The following is a 24,986-nucleotide window of genomic DNA, read 5'->3' on the forward strand; positions in this document are numbered from 1 at the left end:
GCTGTGAGGAGGATTTATTGGGGGCGGAAAAGAATCTACCTGTATGAAGCAAGGTATGGCACATATAGGGGGATATCATGGACAATTTCAATGTACAGGACAACAAGGTGCTGGTTATCCGGCTGGAGGGGCGGATTGATTCGAATAATGCGGAAGCTCTGGGCCGGGAAATTGCCAGCCAAAGAGAAGAAGCCCATGGGGCTTTGGTGTTTGATGCCCGCAAGCTGGCCTATATCTCTTCGGCAGGCCTGCGGGTGCTGATGCAGGTCATGAAGGCGGAGAACAAGGCCGGCAATGAGCCGGTCTCCCTGGTGGAGGTTTCCCGGGAGGTCTATGATGTGCTGCATATGACGGGCTTTACAGAATTGGTCAAGGTGCAGAAGGCCTACCGGGAGATCAGTCTGGAGGGGAGCCAGCTTATCGGCGAAGGCTTTTTTGGCAAGGTGTACCGGCTGGATGCGGATACCATCGTCAAATTATATGCTGGGGAAGACAGCATTCCCATGATCAGGCGGGAGCAGTCCCGGGCCAAAAAGGCCTTTATCAAGGGCATTCCCACGGCTATATCCTATGACATTGTGCGGGTGGGCAGCCAGTATGGGGCGGTGTTTGAACTGCTGCAGGCCAAGAGCTTCAATGACCTGGTTATTGAATATGAGGATGAGCCGGAGAAATTGGAAGAACTCATGGTCCTCTATGTGGACTGTCTGAAACAGGTCCATCGTACGGAAATGGAGGCGGGGGAACTGCCCTTTGCCCGGGATGAAATGCTGGATAAATTAAGTGTCCTGGGGGATTGTCTGCCGGAGGAGATCCTCTTGGGGCTGCAGAAACTGCTGCAGGCTCTGCCCGATGATTTCCATGTGGTGCATGGGGATTTCCAGATGAAGAATGTAATGCTCTGCAAAGAGGAGCCCATGCTCATTGATATGGAAACCCTGTGTACAGGCCAGCCGGTCTTTGACCTGCAGGGGCTCTATGTGACTTATAAGGCTTTCCCCGAGGATGAACCGGATAATGTGCGGAATTTCCTGGGTATCCGTCCGGAAACGGCAGAATATATCTGGCACAGGCTGTTGGAACTGTATTTTGGCACGGAGGACGAGGCTGTGCTGACGGGCATGGAAGACAAGATCCGGGTGGCAGCTGCCATACGTTTTTTGCATCTGCAGGTGGCCACACCGTTGAAGGATTCGGAACTGGCTGGCCTGCGCATACAGCATACCACGGAGCATCTGCAGGCACTTTTGCCCCGGGTGACGTCTTTGGCATTTGACCGATAAGGTCAGTTTTTGTACGTTTTTGAAATCTGACCTTATAAATATAATGGTTATTGACTATTTTAATATAATCAGTTATACCTTATCATAAGGGCTGTCGCAAGGAAATGTCATGTTGCAGCTTGAGGAGGATAATGTTATGACTGATACCCAGGTGAATAACCGTTATGAATTGAACAAGGAACTGGCCCAGATGCTGAAGGGCGGGGTGATCATGGATGTGACTACCCCGGAGCAGGCGAAGGTGGCTGAGGCAGCCGGAGCCTGTGCGGTGATGGCGCTGGAGCGGATTCCGGCAGATATCCGGGCGGCTGGCGGCGTGGCCCGCATGAGCGATCCGGCCATGATCCGGGGCATCCAGCAGGCGGTATCCATCCCGGTTATGGCCAAATGCCGTATCGGTCATTTTGTGGAAGCTCAGCTCCTGCAAGCTATTGAGATTGACTATATCGATGAAAGCGAAGTCCTGTCTCCGGCAGATGATGTCTACCATATCAACAAGCGGGATTTTGCGGTGCCCTTTGTCTGCGGTGCCCGGGATCTGGGGGAGGCCCTGCGGCGCATCAATGAAGGGGCAGCCATGATCCGCACCAAGGGTGAGCCGGGTACCGGCGATGTGGTTCAGGCCGTGCGCCATATGCGGGCCATCAACAAAGAGATGGCGCAGCTGACAGCCTTGCGGGAGGATGAACTCTTTGAGGCGGCAAAGGCCTATCAGGTGCCCTATGAGCTCGTGCAGTATGTCCATAAGCATGGCAGATTGCCCGTGGTCAACTTCGCCGCCGGCGGCGTGGCAACACCTGCCGATGCAGCCCTGATGATGCAGCTGGGGGCAGATGGCGTCTTCGTGGGGTCCGGTATCTTCAAATCCGGCAATCCTGCCAAGCGGGCAGAGGCCATTGTGCAGGCCGTGACCAATTATCAGGATGCCGCCTTGATTGCCAAATTGTCGGAGAACCTGGGCGAAGCCATGGTGGGCATCAATGCCGATGAAATCCAGCTGCTGATGGCGGAACGGGGCAAATAAGGGGGCACTGTTATGGCAGAGAAGATTATCGGTGTGTTGGCTCTGCAGGGAGCCTTTCAGGAACATGAGCAGATGCTGGCAAAGCTGGGGGCAAAGTTCCGGGAAATCCGTAAGCCGGAGGATCTGACGGAAGATATTGCCGGCGTGATCCTGCCCGGCGGCGAGAGTACCGCCCAGCGCAAACTGCTGCAGGAGACAGGGCTGTTCCAGCCCCTGCAGCAGCGTATCCGAGGCGGACTGCCGGTGCTGGCTACCTGTGCCGGACTGATCCTGCTGGCCCAGGAACTGAGCAATGATGATGCGGGCACCCTGGGCACTTTGCCTGTGCGGGTGCAGCGTAATGCCTATGGCCGCCAGTTGGGCAGCTTTGCTTATCGTGGCAGCTTTGGTGATCTGCCTGAGGTCAGCATGCCCTTTATCCGCGCTCCTTATATTGAAAAAGTCCTGCATCCGGCGGTGAAGGTTTTGAGTACCTGTCAGGGAAAAATCACCGCAGTAGCTTATAAGAAGCAGCTGGGGATGGCCTTCCATCCTGAGCTGACGAAAGATCTGCGCATCCATCAGCAGTTTGTGCAGATGTTATAAAAGATTACCTGAAGGAGCTGAACTTTTTGCTGACCTATTCCTTTGAACATATGCAGGGAAAATCTCTCTATGAACATCTCTACCGCTGCATCCGGCAGGATATTCTGTCGGGGAAGCTGTCACCGGGGGAGAAACTGCCCTCCAAACGGGCCTTGGCCCGCAATCTGGGCATCAGCGTGGTGACCGTGGAGGGAGCCTATAATCAGCTGCTGGCGGAAGGCTATTGTGAGTCAAAGCCCCGCCGGGGCTTTTTTGTACTGCCTGTGCCTGTGAGTGCTTCGCTGGTGCAGGCAGTGGTTGGGGAAATGCGGTCAGCAGAGGACGCTTTCCAGCAGCACAAGCCAGTTATAGATTTGACTGCCAGCCGCATGCAGGCGGCTGATTTTCCCTTTGCCACCTGGTCAAGGCTGATGCGGCAGACTTTGGCGGGAAATGCCGAGGAACTGCTGGCTCCATCACCGGGTGCGGGGATTCTGGAGCTGCGGCAGGCCATTGCGGGCCATTTGCAAAGTTTCCGGGGCCTCAATGTGTCCCCGGAGCAGATTGTCATGGGGGCGGGCACGGAGTATCTCTATACGCTCCTGATTCAGTTCTTTGGCCGGGATAAGAAATATTGTCTGGAAGATCCCGGCTATGAGCGCATCCGCCAGATCTATCGGGCCAATGGGGCGGATTATGCCTGCATCGGGCTGGATGGTCAGGGCATCTGCCTGCCGGAGCTGCGGGCGGCAGGGGCCGAAATCCTGCATATCAGTCCGTCTCATCATTTTCCCACGGGCATTGTGATGCCTGTCAGCCGCCGCTATGACTTATTGGGGTGGGTGGCAGAACAGGCAGGCCGCTATATTATCGAGGATGATTACGATAGCGAGTTCCGCCTGCAGGGGCGTCCCATTCCCACCTTGATGGAAAGCGACAGGCACGACCGGGTGATCTATATGAACACTTTTTCCAAGAGTCTGACACCCACCATCCGCATCAGCTATATGGTGCTGCCGCCAGCGCTGACAGAGCCTTTCCGGCAAAAGATGGGCTGTTACAGCTGTACCGTGGCCAATTTTGAGCAGTATACGTTGGCCCGGTTTATTGGCGAAGGTTATTTCGAAAAGCATATCAACCGCATGCGTACGACTTACCGCCGCCGCCGGGAGAAGTTTATGGAGCTCTTGCAGGCTTCTGCCCTGCGGGAATACGTCACCCTGATCGAGCATGGCTCCGGCCTGCACTTATTGCTGCGGCTGGCGGTGAATATGCCGGATAAGGTTCTGCAGGAAAAGCTGCGGGCGGCAGGTGTACGTATACGGGCTTTGGGGGAGTACTATGATGGGGAAGTTCCCGCCAGCGCAGACCATGTGTTTGTATTGAATTATGCAAATTTGGAAGAAAGGGCGATGAAGCTAGCATTGGATATCTTGGGGCAGAGTTTATCCGTAGGTGGACGATTTGAAGCCCTTTAAAAATCTTGCTTTCTTGGGCCTGTGGTGCTATAATAAAGCTAATGAAGGACATTAGGTAAGAAAAACCCCCGGCAATCGCACAAAGCCGGGGGTTTTTTGTACTCGTCCACTCATTTAGCGGTTCAGCCAATACTTGAATAATTCAAGCAGGATTCCCACTGTTAGAGGGCAGAGCACATACAAAATGAACTCCTTGAAGGACATTAGGTTCACCTCCTTTCGCAAGGAGATGCTATTATTTTATCACAATAATTATAATGATGAAAGCCCGGCTGCCAAATGGCGGCCGGGCTTTACAGATTAGAGCTGGGTCTGGGGGATGCCTTCTTCTTCGGCAGCATTCTGGTGATTTTCCGCATCGGCAGCCTGTTCTTCTTTGAGCATGGCCTTGTCCTGCATGCGGACGAAGGGATAGTAGACAACAGTGGACATCACGATGGTCGCGAGCTGCACGACAGCGCCCTGCCAGCCGTTGAGGAGGAAACCGGCGATGATCGGCGGTGCGGTCCAGGGAACCTGTACGGCGCTGAAGGGAGCCATAAAGCCGATGACAATAGAGGCATAGGTCATGACCAGGGCAATCAGCGGCACCAGCACGAAGGGAATCAAGAGATACGGATTGAACACGATGGGCAGGCCGAAGATGATGGGTTCGTTGATATTGAAGAAGCCGGGCACTGTGGCCATCTTGGTCAGGGATTTGAGCTGGGTGGACTTGGCGGAGAGCCAGCTGGCAATCAAGAGACCGAAGGTCAGGCCGCAGCCACCGGTCTTGACCATGAAGTCAACCTGGCAGGTGATGATCTTGGCATCGGGGTTGCCGGCCAGCTGCATGCCCATGTCGAGCAGATGCTGGTTATCGAGAGAGTTGGCAATGAGGATGGGGCTGACTACGCCGCCAACCACGTTCGGGCCATGGATGCCGGCCCAGAACAGTACGCTTTCCAAAGCTTCGATGACGGCGCCACCGGCCAGCGTATCGGAAAGGCCCTGCAGCGGCGTCTGGATGATCTTGAAGATGAGTTCCGGCAGCGTCGTGGCGCCGATATAATGGCAGAGGCCGTAGAGGATGGAGGCGCCAGTGAAGAGCACCATGCCCGGAGTCAGGGCTTCGAAGGCCTTGGCTACGCCGCCGGGAACGGCATCCGGCATCTTGATGCCGATATGGTTCTTCTCACAGTAGCAGAATACCCAGGAGGCCACAAAGCTTACGAGGATGGCAGTGATAACGCCATTGCTGCCAGCCCAGGCTTTGGGAATGATGTCGGCTACGGTTTCGCCGCCTTTGGTGACCAGGGTGGGGGGCAGCAGGATCAGGAAGGTGGACAGGGAGAGGATGGAGGCCATGATGGCATCACAGCCCTCGGATTCCACGTATTTGTAGGTTACAGCCAGGACGACAATCAAAGCCAGCACGCTGAAGGTGCCGCCAGCTACGGCGTTCAGGGGAGCCGTCCAGTCAGCACCGAAGATGCCGGCCATGAATTCCGGATAGCCCGGGATCGGCAGGTTGGCCAGCAGCAGGAATACGGACCCCACTACCGTAAAAGGCGTGGTCATGATAAAGCCGTCGCGCAGGGCCGCTACTGCCCGAATTTCGGCAAAGCGTCCCATGAAGTCAACGAATTTATCAAATAGCTCTTGTTTTGTCATTTCGTTTCCCTCTTTCCATGATTGTTTATAGATTTATAATTACTTGTTATTACAGTATAAAAGTAGCATGTGGTTCGTTGCTTTAGCAATTGATGAGACACCTTCTGACACGTTGTTTCAGAGAAAACAATAAAAAATGCGAAGTCGCTGTAACGTTGCTTCGCATTTTTTTATGCTATGCTTATTTTTTCTTGCGCAGTACTACGGCACTGCGGGCAGGAATGTAGATCTTCAACCATTCCTTTTTGTCTTTTTCATAGAGCGGATCGAAGTTGGTCTTATGGATCACGCTGTCATCAGCCAAACCGTTGCCGCCGAACTCTGGTGCATCGGTATTCAGGACTACTTCATAGTCGCCTTTCGGTACCAGGAAGCCGTAATCCGGGAAGGACTGCGTCGGTGAGAAGTTGAAGACGAATACCAGATTGCCGCGGCTGTAGGCCAGGACCTGGTCGCCGTCGTTATGCCAGATTTCCACGACGGGTTCCTTCTGGAAATTCTTCACCTTCTTCATGACAGCGAGCATTTCCCGGTCGAAATCGCCGAGGTAGTGATAGCAGAGATTCTTGTCGTCTACCAGATGCCACTGGCGGCGGGCGTATTTATAGCTCCAGCCATTGCCTTCACGGGGGAAGTCGATCCATTCCGGATGGCCGAATTCGTTGCCCATGAAGTTCAGGTAGCCGCCGTTGATGGTGGAGGCGGTAACCAGGCGGATCATCTTATGCAGGGCGATGCCGCGGTCTACCATGCCGTTGCGGTTATCCTTGGAGAAGTGCCAATACATATCCGCATCAATCAGGCGGAAGATGATGGTCTTATCACCTACGAGGGCCTGGTCATGGCTTTCCGCATAGGAGATGGTCTTTTCGTCGGGACGGCGGTTGGTCATTTCCCAGAAAATGCTGGAAGGTTTCCAATCCTCATCCTTCTGTTCCTTGATGGTCTTGATCCAGTAATCCGGCACATTCATGGCCAGGCGGTAGTCGAAGCCGTAGCCGCCGTCCTCGAATTTTGCGGCCAGGCCAGGCATGCCGCTGACGTCTTCGGCAATGGTGATGGCATGGGGCTTGATCTCGTGGATCAGCTTGTTGGCCAAGGTCAGATAGCAGATGGCGTTATCATCCTGATGGCCGTTGAAGTAATCGCCATAGCTCATGAAGGCTTCACCTAAGCCGTGGCTGTAGTAGAGCATGGATGTGATGCCGTCGAAGCGGAAGCCATCGAAATGGAATTCTTCCAACCAGTATTTGCAGTTGGACAGCAGGAAGTGCAGCACATCGTCCTTGCCGTAATCAAAGCAGAGGCTGTCCCAGGCGGGATGCTCGTGACGGTCACCGGGATAGAAGAACTGGTTGGGATCGCCGCAGAGGTTGCCCAGGCCTTCCACTTCGTTTTTCACGGCGTGGCTGTGGACGATATCCATGATAACGGCCAGGCCCATCTTATGGGCGGCATCAATGAGATCCTTCAGTTCTTCCGGCGTGCCGCAGCGGCTGCTGGCGGCAAAGAAGGAGCTGACGTGGTAGCCGAAGCTGCCGTAGTAAGGATGCTCCTGGATGGCCATGATCTGGATGCAGTTATAGCCATCTGCCTTTACACGGGGCAGGATCTTTTCCTTGAATTCTTTATAGGTGCCCACTTTTTCTGCATCCTGTGCCATGCCCACATGGCATTCATAGATGAGCAGTGGTGCGGTGTTGGGCTTGAATTTTTCATCGTGCCAGACGAATTTCTTGCGCGGGTTCCAGACCTGGGCCGAGAAGATCTTGGTGTTTTCATCCTGTACGACGCGCTGTGCCCAGGCGGGAATGCGTTCCCCTTCACCGCCACGCCAATGGACTTTCATCTTGTACAGGTCACCGTGCTTGATCTTGCCGGCAGGGATCTCCAATTCCCAGTTGCCGGTGCCAGGAATGTGTTTGAGCTTGTAGGCTTCGTCTTCCTGCCAGTTGTTGAAATCACCGATCAGGTAGATGGCCAGGGCATTCGGTGCCCATTCACGGAACACCCAGCCGCGCTTCTGTTTGTGCAGGCCGTAATAAAGATGACCGGAGGCAAAGTCCGATAAGGAACGCTTGCCGTTCTGAGTCAGCTGATTGATTTTCCAGACTGCGTGTTCATGACGTCCCCGAATAGCATCCTCATAAGGTGCGAGCCATTCGTCATGTGCAATTAATCCTAATTGTTTGTTTTTTACCATTATTATCGCTCTTACAGACCTATCTGTCAGAGCCTATCCCCCTAACTTGATAAAAATTTTCCCTAACAAACAAAACTAGTATAACACATTTTTTAGAAATTCGCTCTATTTTGCCAAAGACTTGCAAAGGAATAATTTTGCTATCCACACAGTTATCCACAGAGGTTCGGGGAGAAAGGGCGCATATACAGGCGGTCTTTCAGGCTTTTTTCAGGAAAATAGCGACTTATCCACAGTTTCCACAGAAAAAACTGTGCACAATGTGGATAAGTGCAAGATTTATGCTAGCCGTGATATTGGTATTTTTCTGACGATTGTGGATAAGTTGCAAAGGGGAAGAAATGTGATATAATGGCATCTTATCAGAGTTTTGTATAGGAGGTTTCTATAAATATATGGCAATGTCTAAAGGAAAACAGATCTGGCTGACCGTGTTTTTGGGATTGATGACAGCCATGGCACCGCTGGCTACGGATATGTATCTGCCGGCGCTGCCTACGGTGCAGGTGGATCTGGGGATTTCGGCATCCCTAGCGCAGATGACGCTGACCATGACCATGCTGGGCATGGCTTTGGGGCAGATATTTGCCGGGCCCATCAGTGACCGTTACGGGCGCAAGTGGCCCTTGGCGGCAGGTATGGTGATTTTTACGCTGTCCACAGTGGGCTGCGTTTGGGCGCAGGATATTATGGTATTCCTGTTCTTCCGCTTTGTCTCGGGCTTTGCCGGGGCCAGCGGCATCGTGATCGCCAAGGCCATTGCCCGGGATGTGTGTCAGGGGCCGGAACTCACGAAGTTCTTTGCCATGCTCATGATGGTCAATGGACTGGCGCCGATTATCGCGCCGGTGATTGGCGGGCAGATCCTCTTGTTCACGAGCTGGCGCGGCGTGTTTGTGGTCCTGGTGGCCGTGGGTATTTTCCAGCTTATCGCCACGCTCATCTATAAGGAAACTTTGCCGGCAGATAAACGGCTCAAGGGACTCAAGGATTCCTTTGCCAAGTTCCCCATGCTGCTTCAGAATCGGTATTTCCTGGGGCACTGTCTGGTGCAGTGCTTTGTATTCGGGGCCTTCTTTTCGTATCTTGCCGGTTCGTCCTTTGTGTTTCAAAATATCTTCCATGTATCGCCGCAGATGTTCAGCCTGATCTTCGGTGGCATCGGGGCCGGGCTGATGCTTGCAGGTGCTTTGCCTGCGCGGCTGGCCGGGCGCGTGGAAGATGTGAAGATGCTGCATGTATCGCTTATGGTGCCCTTGATTGGTTCTGTGCTGTTGCTGCTGGCTTTTGCTGCGGGAGCCGGTATGGCGGTTATCCTGCTGGTGCTCTTCCTGACCATCACGCCGTTGTCGGTAGTGGGTGCAGCCAGCTTTTCTTTGGCGCTCTCGCGGCAGGGGAAGAATGCGGGCAGTGCCAGTGCTCTGATTGGCTTCTTCTCCATGATCTTAGGCGGCTGTATGATGCCTTTGGTCGGGATTGCCGGGGAAAATACGGCCATTCCCATGTGTGTGATCATGATTATTGGTTATGGCCTGGGTTATGCGGTATTTAAACTGATGATTGAACCAGAACATAGGGATGTGTAATCCTGTTTCAAAAAGCCTGTCAGCGTATTGCTTGCTGGCAGGCTTTATGTTATATTGATTCTGTTGTTTTTCATGATGAAAGGAATGTTACGATGGAATATAAGATGATTGCTTTGGATTTGGATGGTACGCTCAATAATGATGAGAAAATCATTACGCCGCGTACCCGTGAGGCGCTAATGTCGGTACAGGAACAGGGCGTGATCGTGGCGCTGGTCTCGGGCCGTCAGGCACCGGGCCTGCAGCGGGAAGCGGATGCCCTGCATCTGGAAGATTATCATGGCCTGCGTATTTCCTACAATGGCGGCCGTATTCAGGATGCCACCACGGGCAAGATCCTCTTTGATAGTGCGATTGACAATGAGACGGCGGTATCTTTCCTGCGCCATCTGGAAGCATGGCCAGAACTTTCTCCGATCGTGGATGACGGCAAGTACATCTATACTACCGATGCCAGCCGTCATAAGGTCATGGATGAATGCCGCAATAACAATATGCAGGTGAAGATTGTGGACAATATCGCTGATGCGGTGGATTTTGCTCCGGTCAAAATTCTGACGGCAGCCCCCAATGATATTCTGGTGTCCCATCTGGCGGATATCCGCCGGGGCTTTGAGGACAAGCTGTCCTTTGTGCAGTCGGCTCCTTGGTTCTATGAGGCTACCATGAAGGGCGTGAGCAAGTCCAGCGCCTTGGAACAGGCCTGTGAGCGGCTGGGGATTGCCCAGTCCGAAGTCATGGCCTTCGGCGATGCTCAGAATGATATGAGCATGTTGGATTTTGCCGGTTATGGCGTGGCTATGGGCAACGCTTGTGATGAACTCAAGGCCATGGCCGATGAGATCACGGCTACGAACAATGAAGACGGCATTGCCGTAACGCTGGCCCGTCACTTTGATATTTGATCGTGTTTTTTAGGGAACATTTTCGGGAAATTTTCCGAAAATGTTCCCTATTATATTGCAATTGTCGCCACTTTAATGCCAATTTAATGATTTTATTGTAGGGTAAAGTATATAAATCATTGAAGAAGGGTGTGGCAGAAACATGGGGAAACAATTTACGCCAGCGGTACATGAGGCCGTGGAGTTGATTTGGTGTCATGCTGATGCGGAAAGTGCGCGCCGGGGGCAGGCTATGCTGCAGCAGGCGGCAGAGGCAGGGGATGCAGATGCCTGGGGGCTGCTGGCCCGTACCTATATGGGGCAGGAAGCGGTCTGGGAAAACAGCGGCCTGCCCCAGATAAAAGACGGGGAAAAGGTGCATGCTTATATCCTGAAGAGCATTGCGGGGGGCAGCGCAGCAGGGGTAGTATGCGCGGTGGCTCAGCGCTGGTTTTATCCTACTGAGCAGGAGGCTTTGCTAGCACATTGGGAATCCTCCGAGGCTGCCTGGGAGGATGCCAAGGCCTATACGGGCAAGGAGGGGGAACCCATGATGTCCTTCCTGGTCGGGGCTGCTTATCGCTATGGAGCCGAGCCGCTGCTGCGGGGGCAAAGTACCCATGAGGCCCCGTTGGTGCGGGCCCGTAAGGCCCTGCCTTATTTGGAAGAAGCCGTAGAAGGAGGCTTTGCCTGGGCCCTTGACCTTTATAAGGATTGCGTGGGGATAATCAGCCAGGCCGAGCGGGATGGAGCGCTGATAGCAAAATATCGAAAGCTGGAAGATAAATTCTGCCGGGAGGGCGTCCCCCATGCCATTTGGAGCCGGGGCGAGGATCTTTATGAGCAGCAGAACTATGAAGCGGCCCGTTCTTATTATGAAAAGGCTGCAGCAGGGTTGGATAATGCCCGTTTCAATCTGGGCTATATGCTGCGCCATGGACAGGGGATTTCCGAAAATCCACGGCAGGCATTAGAGGAATATTTCCTGCCGCTGGCGGAGCAGGGACATGTGAATTCTATGTATCAGGTGGCGGATATCTATTTCTGGGGGGATTTCTTCCCCCGGGATTTTGCCAAGGCCTATGCCTGGTGCGAGCGGGCGTTGGGTAGAGTAACGGAATGCCATGGTTTTTATGCATATGATGTCCTGCTGCCCCTGATGTGCTATTGCAAGCTTTATGGGCAGGGCACGCCTGCTGACGAGAAGCTGGCGGCACTGACGATTCAGGAGGAAATGCAGCGGGAGGAAGCTGCGCCATCGCTGCCCGGTTATAAGCGGGCCCTGCTGCAATATCTGATGGCCGAGGTATATGCACATGGTTATGGCGGGATTTCCCAGGATGAAGAACTGGCGGAGACCTATCGGCAGGCGGCCACGGAATACGGGGGCTTCAAGTCCATGCTGGCGAAGATGTCCTGGGCGCGGAATCCCATCGTTCTATACAGTCAGACGAAGGATGAGGACGGCCCTTTGAACGGGGAAACCCTTCGCAGCTGGCAGGAGCGGCGCACGGCGCAGGCGGATCAGCAGCGGACCTGGCGTCTGGGCTTTGATTTGCCCTGTGGGCGGAGCATCGGCTTTGTCCACTATGGAGAAGAGGAATTGCGGGCGGCGCTGGACCTGCTGAAGCAGGATTGCTATGGAATCCTGCTGCTGGACAAGGAGCACTCTGACAGCGAACATCTGGCGGTCGGGTACGGTCTGGGCGGCTATTATCTGCAGGCGTATCTGGGTGGCCGCTATTTCTGCAAAGAAGTGGCGCAACAGGCCGAGGCCTTGGACTGCCTTAGCGCCTGGGCGGCCAACGAGGGCCTGCAGGGGCAGGATTGGCAGGCTGATGAAGATGCTGAGAAGAAGAGCCAATGGAATTATTATTTGCGGCTGGCTGAGAAATGCAAGCAGCAGGGGGATAAGCCGGGGCGGATTGTGGCACTGGAACGGGCGGCGGAATTGGGCTGCGGCCATGCCATGAATCTGCTGGGCATCATCCATAGCGACGATATCAAGGAAGCTTCCATCTGGTTTTTGAATGCGGCGCGGACGGATGATGCCGATGATGTGGTGTCGGCCTGGTATTCCCTGGGCAAATTGCATAAGGAAAATGCCCAGGGCGATGGTGCCCAGGCTCTGCATTATCTGGAGAAAGCCGCCAAAATGGGTGATTCGGCCGCCTGGCTGGAATTGGGCATCTGCTATCTGAAAGGGATCGGCACGAAAAAAGATTATGAAAAGGGCGTGGCCTGCTATGAGCAGAGCATTGCCATGGGGGATTACGAAGCCATGCTGGCAAGAGCCCATCTCTGCGTGGATGCGGAAGGGGAATGGCATGATCTGGAGGCGGCTATCCCCTGCCTGGAACGGGTGGCCTATGAAGAATGTGCAGACAATGACTGGCAGAATGAGGGCCGGGTAATGCTGGCCAAAGCCTATCTGGCCAAGGATACGGATGCTTATTATGAAAAAGCCCGCAGCCTGGTGCGCCAGGCCGCCGGGGAAGGCAATATGGAAGGGGCCTTTGCGCTGGCCCATTTCTACAAGGAAGATGGCGAGATGATCGCCTATCGCAAGGTGCTCAAGCGGGCGGCAGAGGATGGTTACGAGCCGGCCCAGGAAGAAGTGGAACATATGTACGATACCAGTGAGTGGAGTGAATGTCTGTAAGAAGGGGCGATAAGGATGGAAGCATTTTCCGTTGAGGCAAAGTTTTTGGGCAAACAGGGTTTTTTCAGCCGGTTCTGGAGCAGGGGATATGAAGGAACCATCGATCTGCAGCCGGACGACAAACTGACCATGACCGGCTACGATCAGGTCTATGAGTCCAATGATGTTCTGGGATTCAGTATCTATTACAGGGATGAGGGCTTGGAGTACCTGCAGGTCAGCATGCAGGGAGACAAGGACTATCGTTTCCAGCTCTATCATGAGAATGCGTACAAATTCTTTGCCTGGCTGATCTGGCAGGATGCCCGCCAGTATGGGCTGCGTACCCTGCGAGAGAATGAAGACAATTTCCGTGCCCATCTGGAACGGCCGGTGCTGGCGCAGCTGCGCCAGTGGCAGGCGGAGGAGGACAAGCTTATCCGCCGTCCCCAGGATGATCTGACCTGGGAAGAGGTGGATGAGAATTTCCGCAAATGGATCTGCGCCGTGTCGGCCATCAATAATATGGCCAATGGGGTGGATGTCCATGAATTCGGCGGCATGCCTCGTTTTGACCCCATGGGGCGGGAATATGGCCGGCAGGTCCTGCGGGATTCCTGGGAAATCACCACGCGGCCGGAATTGATTGAGACGATTCAGGATATGGTGGGGGACAATCTCCTTTGGCAGCTGTTGCGCACATTGCAGAATGCCGGCTGGGGCTATCTTTCCGGCCTGCTCACCCTGCGGGAAGCGCTGAATGTGGCCTATACCGCCGGCAAGCGCCTGCAGAATGTCACCCGCAGCTGGGAAGGCATGGGGAAAGGCTATTTGCGTTCCTATAAGTCTTATCTGGGTTACGACGAGGGCTACAGAAAGCGGGAGGCCGCTTTCCAACAGCTGCTGGAAGCGGAGGACAGCCTTTACAAGGAGGTTCCCTTCGATATGGAACTGGTCAAGAGCTGGTAAAGTTATTGTGAAGGCTGCTGTCCTGTGTTATAGTTAGGGGCAGAAATATTTAAGCAGAGGAAAGGCAGCAACAAGATGGAAGAGAAACAGCATAAGCGCCGCATCCATTACAGCGGCAAATATCCCCGGCATTTTGCGGAGAAGTACAAGGAGCTGAACCCGGAAAAATACGGGGAGGAAGTGGCCCATGTCATCGCCAAGGGCAATACTCCGGCGGGGATGCATATCCCCATCATGGTAGAGGAGATACTGGACGTCCTCGCTATTCAGCCCGGTGAGCAAGGCTTTGACGGCACTCTGGGCTATGGAGGCCATACTATGGCCATGCTGGCGAAGCTGGAGGGCCGTGGCCGCCTCTACAGCGGGGACATCGATCCCATTGAGTCCAAGAAGACCGAGGCACGGATTCGGGAGAAGGGCTTTGGCGAAGAGATCTGGCAGCTGCGGAATATGAATTTCTGCGAGATTGACAAATTGGCGGCCGAGGTGGGCGGCTTTGATTTCGTGCTGGCTGACCTGGGCGTGTCCTCCATGCAGATTGATAATCCCGAAAGAGGCTTTACCTTCAAGAGTGACGGCCCTTTGGATCTGCGGCTGAATCCTGAAGCCGGAATCACGGCGGCAGAAAGGCTGGCGGATATTTCCAAGGAAGAACTCACAGGCATGCTGCGGGAAAATGCGGACGAACCCTATGCCGCTGAGATTGCCCGCCAGATCACCCGCCGCCGCTGGCCCATCAAGACCACCAAGGAGCTTTATGAAGAAGTGGCCAAGGCAATGGCGAAAGTGGAACTGCCCCCGGAGGTCAAGGAAAAGGTCGGCTACAGCACCAAGAAGCAGGCTTTGGCCAGGGAAGAGCTCACGAAAAAAAGCAGTGCCCGGGTGTTCCAGGCACTGCGCATTGACATCAACCACGAATATGAAGTTCTCTATGAGTTTATGGAGAAATTGCCGGAAGCCTTGCGTTCCGGCGGCCGGGCTGCCATCCTGACCTTCCATTCCGGCGAGGATCGGATTGTCAAGAAGGCCTTCAAGGCCTTCCACCAGCAGGGCGTTTATCAGGATATCGCCCAGGAGGTCATCCGTCCGACAAAAGAGGAATGTTATCGCAATAGCCGGGCCCATTCCACCAAACTGCGCTGGGCCATCAAGGCTTGACCGTCTGATCCAGTTTGGCAAAGAACTGCTCCACGGGTACGGGATGGGCAAAGAGGAACCCTTGACCGATATGGCAGCCGGCTGCCTGCAGGAGCCGTTCCTGGGCTTCTGTTTCAATGCCTTCTACCAATACCCGCATATTGAGGCTCTGCCCGAGCTTGATCACCTGTTTGAGGATGGTCAGGCTGCGTTCGCTTTGCTCGGCGGAGATCAGCATGCTGCGGTCGATCTTCATGATATCCATGGGCAGATTCCTGAGCATGGCAATAGAGGAATAGCCAGTACAAAAATCATCCATAGAGAGGGCAAAGCCCATACTTTTCAAGCGCCTTGTGATCTGCAAGGCGTTTTCGTTTTCCGTTTTGGTGGCAAAGTCGATAAAGGCTGTTTCTGTCAACTCCAATTCCACCAGCTTGCGGGGCAGCTTATAGCGTTCGGCAATGGCCTGCATATTGGCCAGATAGCCCCGTTCGGAGATATGCATCCCGGTCTGATTGACCGATATGGGAACCACAGGCAGTTTTTGCTTCAACCTTTCGGTCAGCAGCTGGCAGACCTGTTCCAGTACATAATAGTCCAGCTTCAGAGCAAAGCCATTGCGTTCAAAGAGTCCGATGAAATGGTTGGGGCCTAAAAAGCCCAGTTCCGGACTCTGCCAGCGCACTAGCGCCTCAGCGCCGCAGATTTCCCGGGTATTCAGGTCGTACTTGGCCTGTAGATGAATCAGAAATTCTCCGGCGGCCAGTGCCTTTTCCATGTACAGTTCCATTTGCTGATGCTTCATAAGCTCATCGTGCATCACGGAATTGAAAATGCCGATGGTCTGGTTTTTGCCGATGATCTCGTTGCGGGCCATCATGGCGTTATCCATGAGCAGGCTGGCATCTGTATCTTCTTGGCGGGGAACAGGACAGAGGCCGATGTGATAGGTAAAGCTGGTTGGCACCCCGTTGATGGGGATGATGCGGGCGGCTTTTTCCACCTGTTCGGCAGCCTGCCGCAGGGTAAGCCCCGGCGGCTTGCGGCAGAGCATATAGACGTGGGTGATTTCGGCTGACAGGCCATAGCGCAGGATCCAGGGCAGCTTCTGGGTTACCTCGGACAGACTCAGCTTGATGGAGTCGGCAAAGAGGCGGGGGCCATAGAATTCCTTTAGGAAGGCCATGCGCTGGGCAGAGATGACCAATACGAACAATTCCCCGTTCTTGCGGGCTTCCTGATAGTAGGCGATGGCATTGGGCAGTTCCCTGGTAAACCATTGCAGATTGTAGAGCCCTACACCTGCTACTACATTGGCCTGATGCCAGAGTTCGGCAGTGTAACTACGCCGCAGCTGCATGCAGTAGAGCAGGCCGATGATGATAAGCATCAGCACGCCGCCCAACAGGCAAAGGGACATAAAGGGATTGCGATAGATAAAGGATTTCAGGGTATCATTTGCCTGGACGCTGTAGACCTGACTGTTGACGATGCTGGTGATATCCTGTGGATCGATATGGGCAACTTCCTTATTGAGGATCTTGAGGAGCATAGGATCGGCATTTTCGCTGATCGCCATGGATACTTTGTGGCTGAAGACCACGTTGCCATTGGTATAGAGATTGTAATAGCTGCCCCGGTAGATGTCGCTTTGGGCGGTGATGGACTTGACGAAGGTCATATCCGCTTCGCCGCGGTTGACTGCAGCCATGCAGTCGGCCACATCGGCATAATAGCGCAGCTGTTCCGGCGGGAAGATCCGTTCAATGAAATCGTGGGTGTAGAAATGGGGGCGGGCGCAGGCTACAGTCGGAACCTCAGGCAGGGTGGCATCCTTGCGCATGACGGAGACATAATTCAAGGTCAGATAGGGAAATGTCAGGATCGCATTATGTGCCTTGGCCCAGTTATGGTCGGTGTAGAAATCCAGTACCACATCAATGTCGCCATCGGTGAGATGCTGCATCATGGTGTGCTGGGTTTCCTCCGGGATGATTTCCAGCTTGATGCCCAGATCGTTTTCCAACCGTTTGCTGATATCCGCAATAACCCCCTGCGCTTCGCCGTCCTGGAAATAAGTATAGGGGGGCTGGCGGGGGGAAACCATGGTCCGGATAACCGGGTGGGCGGCCAAGTAGGCTTTTTCCTCCGGTGTGAGATTGAGTGCGTGACCTTTTACATGATATTTTTCCAGCAGACTGCTGGGGAAAAGAGGATTGATGTCTTTGATTTCCTGCATGGCCTGCTGGGCGCGTTCCTTTAAATCCGTCCGATATTCGTCAGCCAGCAGCCAGCCAAAGCCCTGACCCAAAGGAATGAAGATCGTATGGGCGGGAAGGTCAGTGGGGCCTTTGCTGGGGAAGGTGGGCTGCCCATTTTCAGGCAGATAGACAAAATCCAGGCTGCCGCTATGCAGGCGTAAGAGATTATCGTTAAGGGAGCCACGGGTATAGCTGAAGCGGACATTCATATAGGTGCCCATATATTCCGTGAGTTCATAGGCCGCGCCGTGGTAGAGCAGCCTGCTTCCCTGCCAGAAATTGCCGGCAGTATCATCAAAGCCCACCCGCAGATTTTGGCGCAGGAATTCTGCCCCCGCACAGGGGGGCAGGAAACTTATGGCTGTAATGATGACCAGCATGATTGTCCGTATAAAGTAACGCATGGAATACCCTCCTCCTTGGGGATTCTGCGAGATAATTCTTATATTTTCTATTCGTGATAAGGAAGAAAATTCCTGCAAGCTCAGGGTGACGATAACGAATATCAATTATATAAATTATTTATGCATGATTCTACTATCTATTGACTTTTTATTTATGACAAACTACAATAGGAATTGTTAATCCTGACAAAAATACTAAGGATTAAATGAGCGTAAGTTTTATCAGGTATAATCTGCCACCTCGGCCGTATCTAGTGATTATTGCAGATGGGGACGAGGCGGCACACTAACCTGTTGTTTTAGAAGGAGAGTTTGTAATGGCAGAGCAGCTTTTGGAAATCAAGGACCTCCATGTCGGTGTGGAGGATAAGGAGATTTTGAAGGGGCTTTCCCTGTCCGTGGGCAAGGGGGAAGTTCATGTTATCTTAGGGCCTAATGGCTCGGGCAAGTCCACACTCATGAACATCATCATGGGGCATCCCAAGTATACGGTGACCAGTGGTTCCATGAAATTTGAAGGCGAGGATATGAAGGAGATGAAGACCTTCCAGCGCAGCCGCAAGGGGCTGTTCCTGTCCTTCCAGACGCCGGAGGAGATTCCGGGGATCACGGTGGAGAATATGCTGCGCACGGCCAAGCAGGTCATCACCGGCGAGAAAGTGAAGCTGCTGCCCTTCCGCAAGGAACTCAAGGCCACCATGCAGGAGCTCAAGATGAATCCGGAATATGCCCAGCGCTATTTGAATGTTGGTTTTTCCGGTGGTGAAAAGAAGCGTACGGAAATCCTGCAGCTGCTGATGCTGAATCCGAAGCTGGCCCTGTTGGACGAGACGGATTCCGGTCTGGATGTGGATGCGGTGCAGATCGTATCGGAAGGCGTGGCCAAGTTCCACAATGAAGAGAACAGCTGCCTCATCATCACCCATAACACCCGCATACTGGAACATCTCAAGGTGGATAAGGTGCATGTGCTCATGAATGGCCAGATTGTGGAAGAGGGCGGCCCGGAACTGATTGAAGACATCAATCGCCGCGGCTTCACCCATATTCTGGCAGAGCAGGAAGGTTGAGGCAGCTATGGCGGAAAAGAAGAAAACTTATGTGGAGGACATTGAACGCACCCTCTACGACATCAAGAACGAAGACCATTCGGTCTACAAATCCCATAGCGGCCTGACGCCGGAAATCGTGCGGGATATTTCCCGGCGCAAGAACGACCCGGAATGGATGACGGAATTCCGTTTGCAATCTCTGGACGTCTACAATTCTCTGGAGCTGCCCACATGGGGGCCGTCTTTGACAGAGCTCAATATGGACGATATTGTGACCTATGTGCAGCCTGATGCCAAGATGACCGGCAAGTGGGAGGAAGTTCCCGAAGATATCAAGGACACCTTCGACCGTTTGGGCATTCCCGAAGCAGAAAAGACTTCGCTGGGCGGTGTTGGTGCCCAGTATGACTCCGAGGTGGTCTATCATTCCATTCAGGAAGATATGGTCAAGCAGGGCGTTATCTACACGGATATGGAAACGGCCCTGCGGGAGCATGGCGATATAGTCAAAGAGTATTTTATGACGCTCGTGCCGCCTAAGGATCATAAGTTTGCGGCCTTGCATGGTGCCGTCTGGTCCGGCGGTTCCTTTGTCTACGTTCCCGAAGGCGTCCATGTGGAAATGCCCTTGCAGAGTTATTTCCGCCTCAATGCCGCCGGGGCGGGTCAGTTCGAACACACGCTGATCATCGTGGAGAAAAATGCCAGCCTGCACTTCATTGAGGGCTGTTCGGCACCGAAGTATAATGTGACCAATCTCCATGCCGGCTGCGTGGAACTCTTTGTCAAGGAAGGGGCGCGGCTGCGTTATTCCACCATTGAGAACTGGTCGAGAAATATGATGAACCTCAACACCAAGCGGGCCTTGGTGGAGAAGGACGGCCTGATTGAATGGGTGTCCGGTTCCTTCGGTTCCCATATCTCCTGCCTGTACCCCTGCAGTGTGCTCCACGGGGAAAACGCCCGCTGTGAGTTCACGGGCGTGACCTTTGCTTCCAAGGGGCAGAATCTCGATACGGGAGCCAGCGTCATCCATGCGGCACCCCATACTTCCGCCAACATCAACACCCGCACCATTTCCAAGGCGGGGGGCAAGGCCACTTACCGCAGTGCAGTCAAGGTCACGAAGAATGCTCCTTATGCCAAGTGTTCCGTGAACTGCGAATCCCTGATGCTGGATAATTTGTCCCGCAGTGATACTCTGCCAGTCATGGATATCGAAGGGGATGAGGCGGATATTGGCCATGAAGCTAAGATTGGCCGCATCAGCGATGAAGCCATCTTCTATCTGACCAGCCGCGGCATCGACGAGGAAGAGGCCCGGGCCATGATTGTCCGTGGTTTCGTGGAGCCGATTGCCAAGGAATTGCCGCTGGAATACGCGCTGGAAATGAACAATCTCGTGAATATCGAGCTTGAAGGTACCATGGGTTAAGGAGGAATGACCATGATAAATGAAGAAATTTTTTCTGCCATTCCCATGCGTACCTGGCGATGGCTGAATGTCAATGAAGTCAAAGTGCCCGCAGGTATCACCGAGGACGTTAAAACGGAAAAGATCCTGGTGGAGTCCGGGGAAAGCAAGCGCATCGTGCTGGACCGCCGGGAAGCCGGGGCCTTGGAGATGCAGGTTCATATCGCCGATGGTGGGGAATTGAATCTGATCTATTCCCAGCTGGTTAGTGAGGAGGAGTTAGCTACGAGCCGCATTAAGGTCTATGTGGGCAAGGGGGCAAAGTTCCATTACACTACGGTGGAAGCCGGCAGCAAGCATACGGCAGCGGAGCTTACCGTGGATATGGCTGGCAATGACAGCGTAGCCGATGTCTGGGGTCTGTACTTTGGCGATGGCGAACGCAAGATTGATTTGAACTATATCATCCGTCAGGGGGGCAAGCGCACCGATGCCAATATGCAGGTGCGGGGCGCGCTTCTGGGCGGTGCAGAGAAGACCTTCCGGGGAACCTTGGATTTCCTCGAAGGCTCCAAGGGCTCTGTGGGCCGGGAGGACGAGGAAGTAATGGTCTTGTCCGACCATGTCCATAACCGCAGCGTGCCCATCATGTTGTCCCATGAGGATGATGTGGATGGCCATCACGCCGTGAGCATCGGCAAGATGGATGAGGACAAGCTCTTCTACCTGATGAGCCGCGGTCTGGACTTGGCTGAAGCCCAGAAATTGGTGGTGGAGGCTAATTTCCAGCCTGTACTGGACCGCATTGATGATGAAGGATTGAAAGCAGAGATTGACGCTTATTTGCAGAGGAGGCTTTCCCATGGCTGATGCACAGGAATTCTTGAAGGATTTTCCCTTATTGAACCATAAGATCAACGGCCGCAAGGTGGCCTATCTCGACAATGGTGCCACCACCCAGAAGCCGGAACAGATGATCCAATCCATCTGCGGCTACTATGGCGGCTGCAATGCCAACCCCCACCGCGGTGCCTATGCCCTGTCCATCAAGGCTACGGATATCTATGAAGGAGCCCGGGGGCGCACGGCACAGTTTATCAAGGCCAAACGCCCCCAGGAAATCATCTTTACGAAGAACGCTACGGAGGCCCTGAACCTGGTGGCCTACAGTTATGGCCTGCACAATGTGAACGCCGGGGATGAGATCGTCATTTCCATTTCCGAGCATCACAGCAACTGCGTGCCCTGGCAGATGGTGGCCAAGGCCAAGGGCGCGACGCTGAAATACATCTATCTTGAGGAAGATGGCAATCTGTCGCAGGAAGATATCGAGACGAAGATTACCGAGCGCACGAAAATCGTGGCGGTCACGCAGGTTTCCAATGTATTGGGGCTCAAGAATGATGTCAAAGCCGTCGTGCAGAAGGCCCATAGCGTTGGTGCCATCTGCGTGGTCGATGGCTCGCAGAGTGTGGCGCATATGGCCGTGGATGTCAGCGACCTCGATTGCGACTTTTTCGCTTTCTCTGGTCATAAGATGCTGTCACCGATGGGCATTGGCGTGCTCTATGGCAAGTATGAACTGTTGGATGCGATGGAACCCTTCCTGCGCGGCGGCGATATGATTGAGTACGTCGAAGAGCAGGATTCCACCTGGGCCGAAGTGCCGGCCAAGTTCGAGGCCGGTACCCAGAATGTGGGCGGCGCGGCAGGCCTTGTGGCGGCAATCGATTATTTGGAAAAGATTTCCTTTGAGCGTATCGAGGCCATCGAAGCGGACTTGCTGAATTACGCCCTGCCGCAATTGCGCGAGCTGCCGTTTATTGAGCTGTACGGCTGCGATACGACGCGGGACAACAAGACGGGAATCATTGCCTTCAATGTGAAGGATGTGCATCCCCATGACGTGGCCTCCATTCTGGATGCTGACGGCGTAGCCGTGCGGGCGGGACATCACTGCGCCCAGCCCCTGCACCGTTACTTAGGCCAGAATGCCACCTGCCGGGCCAGCTTCTATCTTTACAACACCCGTGAGGATATCGACCGCTGGATTGAATCATTGAAGAAAGTAAGAGGTGTCCTTGGATATGGCGCTTGACGATGTGTATACGGAAGTTTTAGGAGAGCATAGCCGCAACCCTGACCACAAGCACAAGCTTAGCTGTGCGACCTGTCAGATGAAGGGCAAGAACCCCAGCTGCGGCGACGAAATCACCATTGAACTGCAGGTGGAGGATGGCATCGTCAAGGATGCCGCCTTTACCGGCGTAGGCTGTGCCATTTCCCAGGCCAGTACGGATATCATGGCGGAACTCATCCGCGGCAAGAGCGTGGATGACGCCCGCCGCCTGGCCCATAAGTTCATCTCCATGATCAAGGGAGAGCTGGTGGACGAGGATGAACTGGAAGAGCTGGACGAAGCCCTGGCCCTCAAGAATGTGGCCCATATGCCGGCCCGGGTGAAATGTGCTGTGCTGGCCTGGCATACCTTGGATGATGCTCTCAAGGAACAGAAATAAAGGAAGATGTGTATAATTTTGTAAAGTTATCCACAAAATATGGTGGATATCCACGGTGAATCTGTGGATAACTCACCATTTTTGTGGATTTTTTGTGACATATAGGGTAAAATCAAAAGCGTATATGGATTGTTTTGGCGTTATATAAGAGAGGATGACCGTAATGGCAATAAAAGAGATCCGTCCCGATGATTTCAACGAGAGCGTGTTCAAGGTGATCGGCAAGGAATGGCTGCTGCTGACCGGCGAAGCCGATGGCAAGAGCAATGCCATGACCGCTTCCTGGGGCGGCATGGGCATTATGTGGGGCAAACCCGTGGCCTATGTGTTCATCCGTCCTTCCCGTTATACCAAGGAGTTTGTGGATAAGGCTGAGGGACTGACCATCTCGGTGTTCGGTGAAGACCGCCGGCAGATGATGAATTACTTCGGCACGGTGTCCGGCCGGGATGAGGATAAGATTGCCAAGGCCGGCCTGACGGTGAAGCATGACAATGGCCGTACCTATTATGATGAAGCCCGGGTAACCATGCTTTGCCGCAAGCTCTACGCTCAGGAACTCAAGCAGGAATGCTTTATCGACAAGGCCGCGGATGAGCGTTGGTATCAGGATGATTATCATACCATGTATATTGTCGAAATCGAGAAGATTCTCGTACAGGAGTAAGCTATGGCAAGCGAGGCCAAGGAAAAACTCATTCCCTTGCTCAAAAAGTGCTCCCTGGCACAGGGCATGAACGATGAGGAAGTGGGGGAGCTGCTGGCATCGGCCCAGGTGCGTCTGCGGGAATATCCCAAGGGGGAGATCGTCTTCCATGAGGGTGATATGCCTCATTCTTTGTATATCCTTCTTTCCGGGGAAGTGCATATCCTCAAGGATACCTTTTCCGGGCGGCGGATTTTCCTGTCGGAAATCAATGAGCCAGGGGATATGTTCGGAGAAGTCTATGAGGTCCTGAAGCAGCCCTATGATATGTATGTGGAGACTGTTACAGAAGTGCGGCTGCTGGAAATATCCAGCGGACTGTTCAGCTGGGATGCGGGCGGAGACCTGAGCCGCAGTGCCTTGAAGATCCAGCGCAATCTCATGCGCATCTTTGCCCGCAAAGCTTATTTCATGCACAATAAGCTGAAGGTCTTAGCCAGCGGTTCCTTGCGGGAAAAGATTGTCCGCTTCCTGTTTATTGAAATGCAGGGCAAGCAGGAACTGGAACTCAGTGGCAGCCGGGAATTCATGGCTGCGTATCTGGCCGTCACACGCCCCTCCCTATCAAGAGAACTGTCTGCCATGCAGCGGGACGGAATTCTGGCGGTGGAGGGCAAGAGTATAAAAGTTTTGGATATGGATCGTTTTGAAGAATACCTGTAAAGCAAAGAAAAGCAGTTGTTTTCCAGCTCGGAAACAACTGCTTTTTCACGTATCTTTAGTCGACGATAGCCTTATAGTAAGTATAAGCTTGGAAGAACGGCAGGATATCTTCCTTCCATTTGACACCATTGGATTTGGGAACGTAAACGATATCCCCATCCTGCAGGGCCACGTTTTGGGTAAGGTCATGATGACGGATAAAGGATTTTATATTCAGCTGACGGTAGTACATCGTACCATCCACTACACGGATGACCTGCACTTTGGTGCTGCGTCCGCGATTGGTGAAACCACCGGCAGCGGTGATGGCCGCATTGGCCAGTCGGTAGTCTCCGGTGACCTGGCCGCGACTGAGGCTGGCAGTCTGAAAGATATTATTGGCTTCCACATAGCCGTTGACTACCGGCTGTGCAGTTTCATTGGACTGCACTTCTACACTGTTGGCACCGGCAGTGGGCGCGGCGGCATCCGCAGGGACATTGGTGAAGAGGGGCAATGCGGTCAGCAGTCCGCAGATAATCGTTTTCTTCACAGTAACAACACTT

General features: G+C 53.7%; 20 protein-coding genes. 16 read left to right on the forward strand and 4 right to left on the reverse strand.

Annotated elements, in window-relative coordinates:
• Window positions 1–77 precede the first annotated feature (77 nt).
• From SELR_RS17555 to pdxR, 4 genes are all read left to right on the forward strand, one after another.
• The gene (locus SELR_RS17555; RefSeq protein WP_014423243.1) at window positions 78–1,283 is read left to right on the forward strand and encodes an anti-sigma factor antagonist; all 1,206 of its coding nucleotides are present in this window, start codon (window positions 78–80) and stop codon (window positions 1,281–1,283) included.
• A 136-nt stretch (window positions 1,284–1,419) separates the two neighbouring features.
• On the forward strand, window positions 1,420–2,307 hold the full coding sequence (pdxS, locus tag SELR_RS00445; protein WP_014423244.1) for a pyridoxal 5'-phosphate synthase lyase subunit PdxS: 888 nt from the start codon (window positions 1,420–1,422) through the stop codon (window positions 2,305–2,307).
• A 12-nt stretch (window positions 2,308–2,319) separates the two neighbouring features.
• A complete protein-coding gene (pdxT, locus tag SELR_RS00450) occupies window positions 2,320–2,892 on the forward strand; it encodes a pyridoxal 5'-phosphate synthase glutaminase subunit PdxT (protein ID WP_014423245.1) in 573 nt (190 codons plus the stop codon).
• 26 nt (window positions 2,893–2,918) lie between these two features.
• On the forward strand, window positions 2,919–4,349 hold the full coding sequence (gene pdxR, locus SELR_RS00455; protein ID WP_014423246.1) for a MocR-like pyridoxine biosynthesis transcription factor PdxR: 1,431 nt from the start codon (window positions 2,919–2,921) through the stop codon (window positions 4,347–4,349).
• Between the two features lie 300 nt (window positions 4,350–4,649).
• On the opposite strand, the gene SELR_RS00460 is transcribed toward pdxR, so the two are convergent.
• Both SELR_RS00460 and SELR_RS00465 read right to left on the reverse strand, forming a co-directional pair.
• Window positions 4,650–6,002, reverse strand: coding sequence for a PTS sugar transporter subunit IIC (locus SELR_RS00460; RefSeq protein ID WP_014423247.1), 1,353 nt, complete (start codon window positions 6,000–6,002; stop codon window positions 4,650–4,652).
• A gap of 181 nt (window positions 6,003–6,183) precedes the next feature.
• A complete protein-coding gene (locus SELR_RS00465; protein WP_014423248.1) occupies window positions 6,184–8,205 on the reverse strand; it encodes an alpha amylase C-terminal domain-containing protein in 2,022 nt (673 codons plus the stop codon).
• 395 nt (window positions 8,206–8,600) lie between these two features.
• On the opposite strand from SELR_RS00465, the gene SELR_RS00470 reads away from it, so the two are divergent.
• The 5 genes from SELR_RS00470 to rsmH all read left to right on the forward strand — a co-directional run bounded on the left by SELR_RS00470 (window position 8,601) and on the right by rsmH (window position 15,443).
• The gene (locus SELR_RS00470) at window positions 8,601–9,791 is read left to right on the forward strand and encodes a multidrug effflux MFS transporter (RefSeq protein WP_014423249.1); all 1,191 of its coding nucleotides are present in this window, start codon (window positions 8,601–8,603) and stop codon (window positions 9,789–9,791) included.
• Between the two features lie 92 nt (window positions 9,792–9,883).
• Window positions 9,884–10,696 (forward strand): Cof-type HAD-IIB family hydrolase, encoded by an 813-nt coding sequence (locus SELR_RS00475; protein WP_014423250.1) that lies wholly within the window; start codon window positions 9,884–9,886, stop codon window positions 10,694–10,696.
• A gap of 142 nt (window positions 10,697–10,838) precedes the next feature.
• Window positions 10,839–13,337: a tetratricopeptide repeat protein gene (locus SELR_RS00480; RefSeq protein WP_014423251.1), complete on the forward strand. Its 2,499-nt coding sequence runs from the start codon at window positions 10,839–10,841 to the stop codon at window positions 13,335–13,337.
• Between the two features lie 15 nt (window positions 13,338–13,352).
• On the forward strand, window positions 13,353–14,285 hold the full coding sequence (locus SELR_RS00485; protein WP_014423252.1) for a DUF1266 domain-containing protein: 933 nt from the start codon (window positions 13,353–13,355) through the stop codon (window positions 14,283–14,285).
• Window positions 14,286–14,360: 75 nt separating this feature from the next.
• Window positions 14,361–15,443 (forward strand): 16S rRNA (cytosine(1402)-N(4))-methyltransferase RsmH, encoded by a 1,083-nt coding sequence (gene rsmH / locus SELR_RS00490; RefSeq protein ID WP_014423253.1) that lies wholly within the window; start codon window positions 14,361–14,363, stop codon window positions 15,441–15,443.
• Here the strand turns inward: rsmH and SELR_RS17560 are convergent.
• Window positions 15,433–18,087: an EAL domain-containing protein gene (locus SELR_RS17560; RefSeq protein ID WP_014423254.1), complete on the reverse strand. Its 2,655-nt coding sequence runs from the start codon at window positions 18,085–18,087 to the stop codon at window positions 15,433–15,435. The two genes, rsmH and SELR_RS17560, sit on opposite strands and share 11 nt — an antisense overlap.
• A gap of 317 nt (window positions 18,088–18,404) precedes the next feature.
• Between SELR_RS17560 and sufC the strand changes: the two genes are divergently transcribed.
• From sufC to SELR_RS00530, 7 genes are all read left to right on the forward strand, one after another.
• The gene (sufC, locus tag SELR_RS00500) at window positions 18,405–19,157 is read left to right on the forward strand and encodes a Fe-S cluster assembly ATPase SufC (protein ID WP_014423255.1); all 753 of its coding nucleotides are present in this window, start codon (window positions 18,405–18,407) and stop codon (window positions 19,155–19,157) included.
• A gap of 7 nt (window positions 19,158–19,164) precedes the next feature.
• Complete coding sequence (gene sufB / locus SELR_RS00505) at window positions 19,165–20,574, forward strand: Fe-S cluster assembly protein SufB (RefSeq protein WP_014423256.1); 1,410 nt, start codon at window positions 19,165–19,167, stop codon at window positions 20,572–20,574.
• A gap of 12 nt (window positions 20,575–20,586) precedes the next feature.
• Window positions 20,587–21,423, forward strand: a complete 837-nt coding sequence (locus SELR_RS00510; protein WP_014423257.1) for a SufB/SufD family protein — start codon at window positions 20,587–20,589, stop codon at window positions 21,421–21,423.
• Window positions 21,416–22,651, forward strand: a complete 1,236-nt coding sequence (locus SELR_RS00515; RefSeq protein ID WP_014423258.1) for a cysteine desulfurase — start codon at window positions 21,416–21,418, stop codon at window positions 22,649–22,651. Before SELR_RS00510 ends, SELR_RS00515 begins: the two co-directional genes overlap by 8 nt.
• Entirely contained in the window at window positions 22,641–23,072 is a 432-nt protein-coding gene (gene sufU / locus SELR_RS00520) for a Fe-S cluster assembly sulfur transfer protein SufU (protein WP_014423259.1), read from the forward strand. The genes SELR_RS00515 and sufU overlap by 11 nt, the downstream gene beginning before the upstream one ends.
• Window positions 23,073–23,235: 163 nt before the next feature.
• Window positions 23,236–23,739 (forward strand): flavin reductase family protein, encoded by a 504-nt coding sequence (locus tag SELR_RS00525; protein ID WP_014423260.1) that lies wholly within the window; start codon window positions 23,236–23,238, stop codon window positions 23,737–23,739.
• Window positions 23,740–23,742: 3 nt separating this feature from the next.
• On the forward strand, window positions 23,743–24,441 hold the full coding sequence (locus SELR_RS00530; protein ID WP_014423261.1) for a Crp/Fnr family transcriptional regulator: 699 nt from the start codon (window positions 23,743–23,745) through the stop codon (window positions 24,439–24,441).
• A gap of 55 nt (window positions 24,442–24,496) precedes the next feature.
• On the opposite strand, the gene SELR_RS00535 is transcribed toward SELR_RS00530, so the two are convergent.
• Window positions 24,497–24,973 (reverse strand): polysaccharide biosynthesis/export family protein, encoded by a 477-nt coding sequence (locus tag SELR_RS00535; RefSeq protein WP_014423262.1) that lies wholly within the window; start codon window positions 24,971–24,973, stop codon window positions 24,497–24,499.
• Window positions 24,974–24,986: the final 13 nt, after the last annotated feature.

It is taken from the genome of Selenomonas ruminantium subsp. lactilytica TAM6421 (genome assembly GCF_000284095.1).
In the GTDB taxonomy this organism is placed as follows: domain Bacteria; phylum Bacillota; class Negativicutes; order Selenomonadales; family Selenomonadaceae; genus Selenomonas_A; species Selenomonas_A lactilytica.

What these genes read in the sequence shown, in the direction of transcription:
- SELR_RS17555 (WP_014423243.1), top strand. Translation starts at nt 78, where the DNA reads ATGGACAATTTCAATGTACAGGACAACAAGGTGCTGGTTATCCGGCTG.
- pdxS (WP_014423244.1), top strand. Translation starts at nt 1,420, where the DNA reads ATGACTGATACCCAGGTGAATAACCGTTATGAATTGAACAAGGAACTG.
- pdxT (WP_014423245.1), top strand. Translation starts at nt 2,320, where the DNA reads ATGGCAGAGAAGATTATCGGTGTGTTGGCTCTGCAGGGAGCCTTTCAG.
- SELR_RS00460 (WP_014423247.1), bottom strand. Translation starts at nt 6,002, where the DNA reads ATGACAAAACAAGAGCTATTTGATAAATTCGTTGACTTCATGGGACGC.
- SELR_RS00465 (WP_014423248.1), bottom strand. Translation starts at nt 8,205, where the DNA reads ATGGTAAAAAACAAACAATTAGGATTAATTGCACATGACGAATGGCTC.
- SELR_RS00470 (WP_014423249.1), top strand. Translation starts at nt 8,601, where the DNA reads ATGGCAATGTCTAAAGGAAAACAGATCTGGCTGACCGTGTTTTTGGGA.
- SELR_RS00475 (WP_014423250.1), top strand. Translation starts at nt 9,884, where the DNA reads ATGGAATATAAGATGATTGCTTTGGATTTGGATGGTACGCTCAATAAT.
- SELR_RS00480 (WP_014423251.1), top strand. Translation starts at nt 10,839, where the DNA reads ATGGGGAAACAATTTACGCCAGCGGTACATGAGGCCGTGGAGTTGATT.
- SELR_RS00485 (WP_014423252.1), top strand. Translation starts at nt 13,353, where the DNA reads ATGGAAGCATTTTCCGTTGAGGCAAAGTTTTTGGGCAAACAGGGTTTT.
- rsmH (WP_014423253.1), top strand. Translation starts at nt 14,361, where the DNA reads ATGGAAGAGAAACAGCATAAGCGCCGCATCCATTACAGCGGCAAATAT.
- SELR_RS17560 (WP_014423254.1), bottom strand. Translation starts at nt 18,087, where the DNA reads ATGCGTTACTTTATACGGACAATCATGCTGGTCATCATTACAGCCATA.
- sufC (WP_014423255.1), top strand. Translation starts at nt 18,405, where the DNA reads ATGGCAGAGCAGCTTTTGGAAATCAAGGACCTCCATGTCGGTGTGGAG.
- sufB (WP_014423256.1), top strand. Translation starts at nt 19,165, where the DNA reads ATGGCGGAAAAGAAGAAAACTTATGTGGAGGACATTGAACGCACCCTC.
- SELR_RS00510 (WP_014423257.1), top strand. Translation starts at nt 20,587, where the DNA reads ATGATAAATGAAGAAATTTTTTCTGCCATTCCCATGCGTACCTGGCGA.
- SELR_RS00515 (WP_014423258.1), top strand. Translation starts at nt 21,416, where the DNA reads ATGGCTGATGCACAGGAATTCTTGAAGGATTTTCCCTTATTGAACCAT.
- sufU (WP_014423259.1), top strand. Translation starts at nt 22,641, where the DNA reads ATGGCGCTTGACGATGTGTATACGGAAGTTTTAGGAGAGCATAGCCGC.
- SELR_RS00525 (WP_014423260.1), top strand. Translation starts at nt 23,236, where the DNA reads ATGGCAATAAAAGAGATCCGTCCCGATGATTTCAACGAGAGCGTGTTC.
- SELR_RS00530 (WP_014423261.1), top strand. Translation starts at nt 23,743, where the DNA reads ATGGCAAGCGAGGCCAAGGAAAAACTCATTCCCTTGCTCAAAAAGTGC.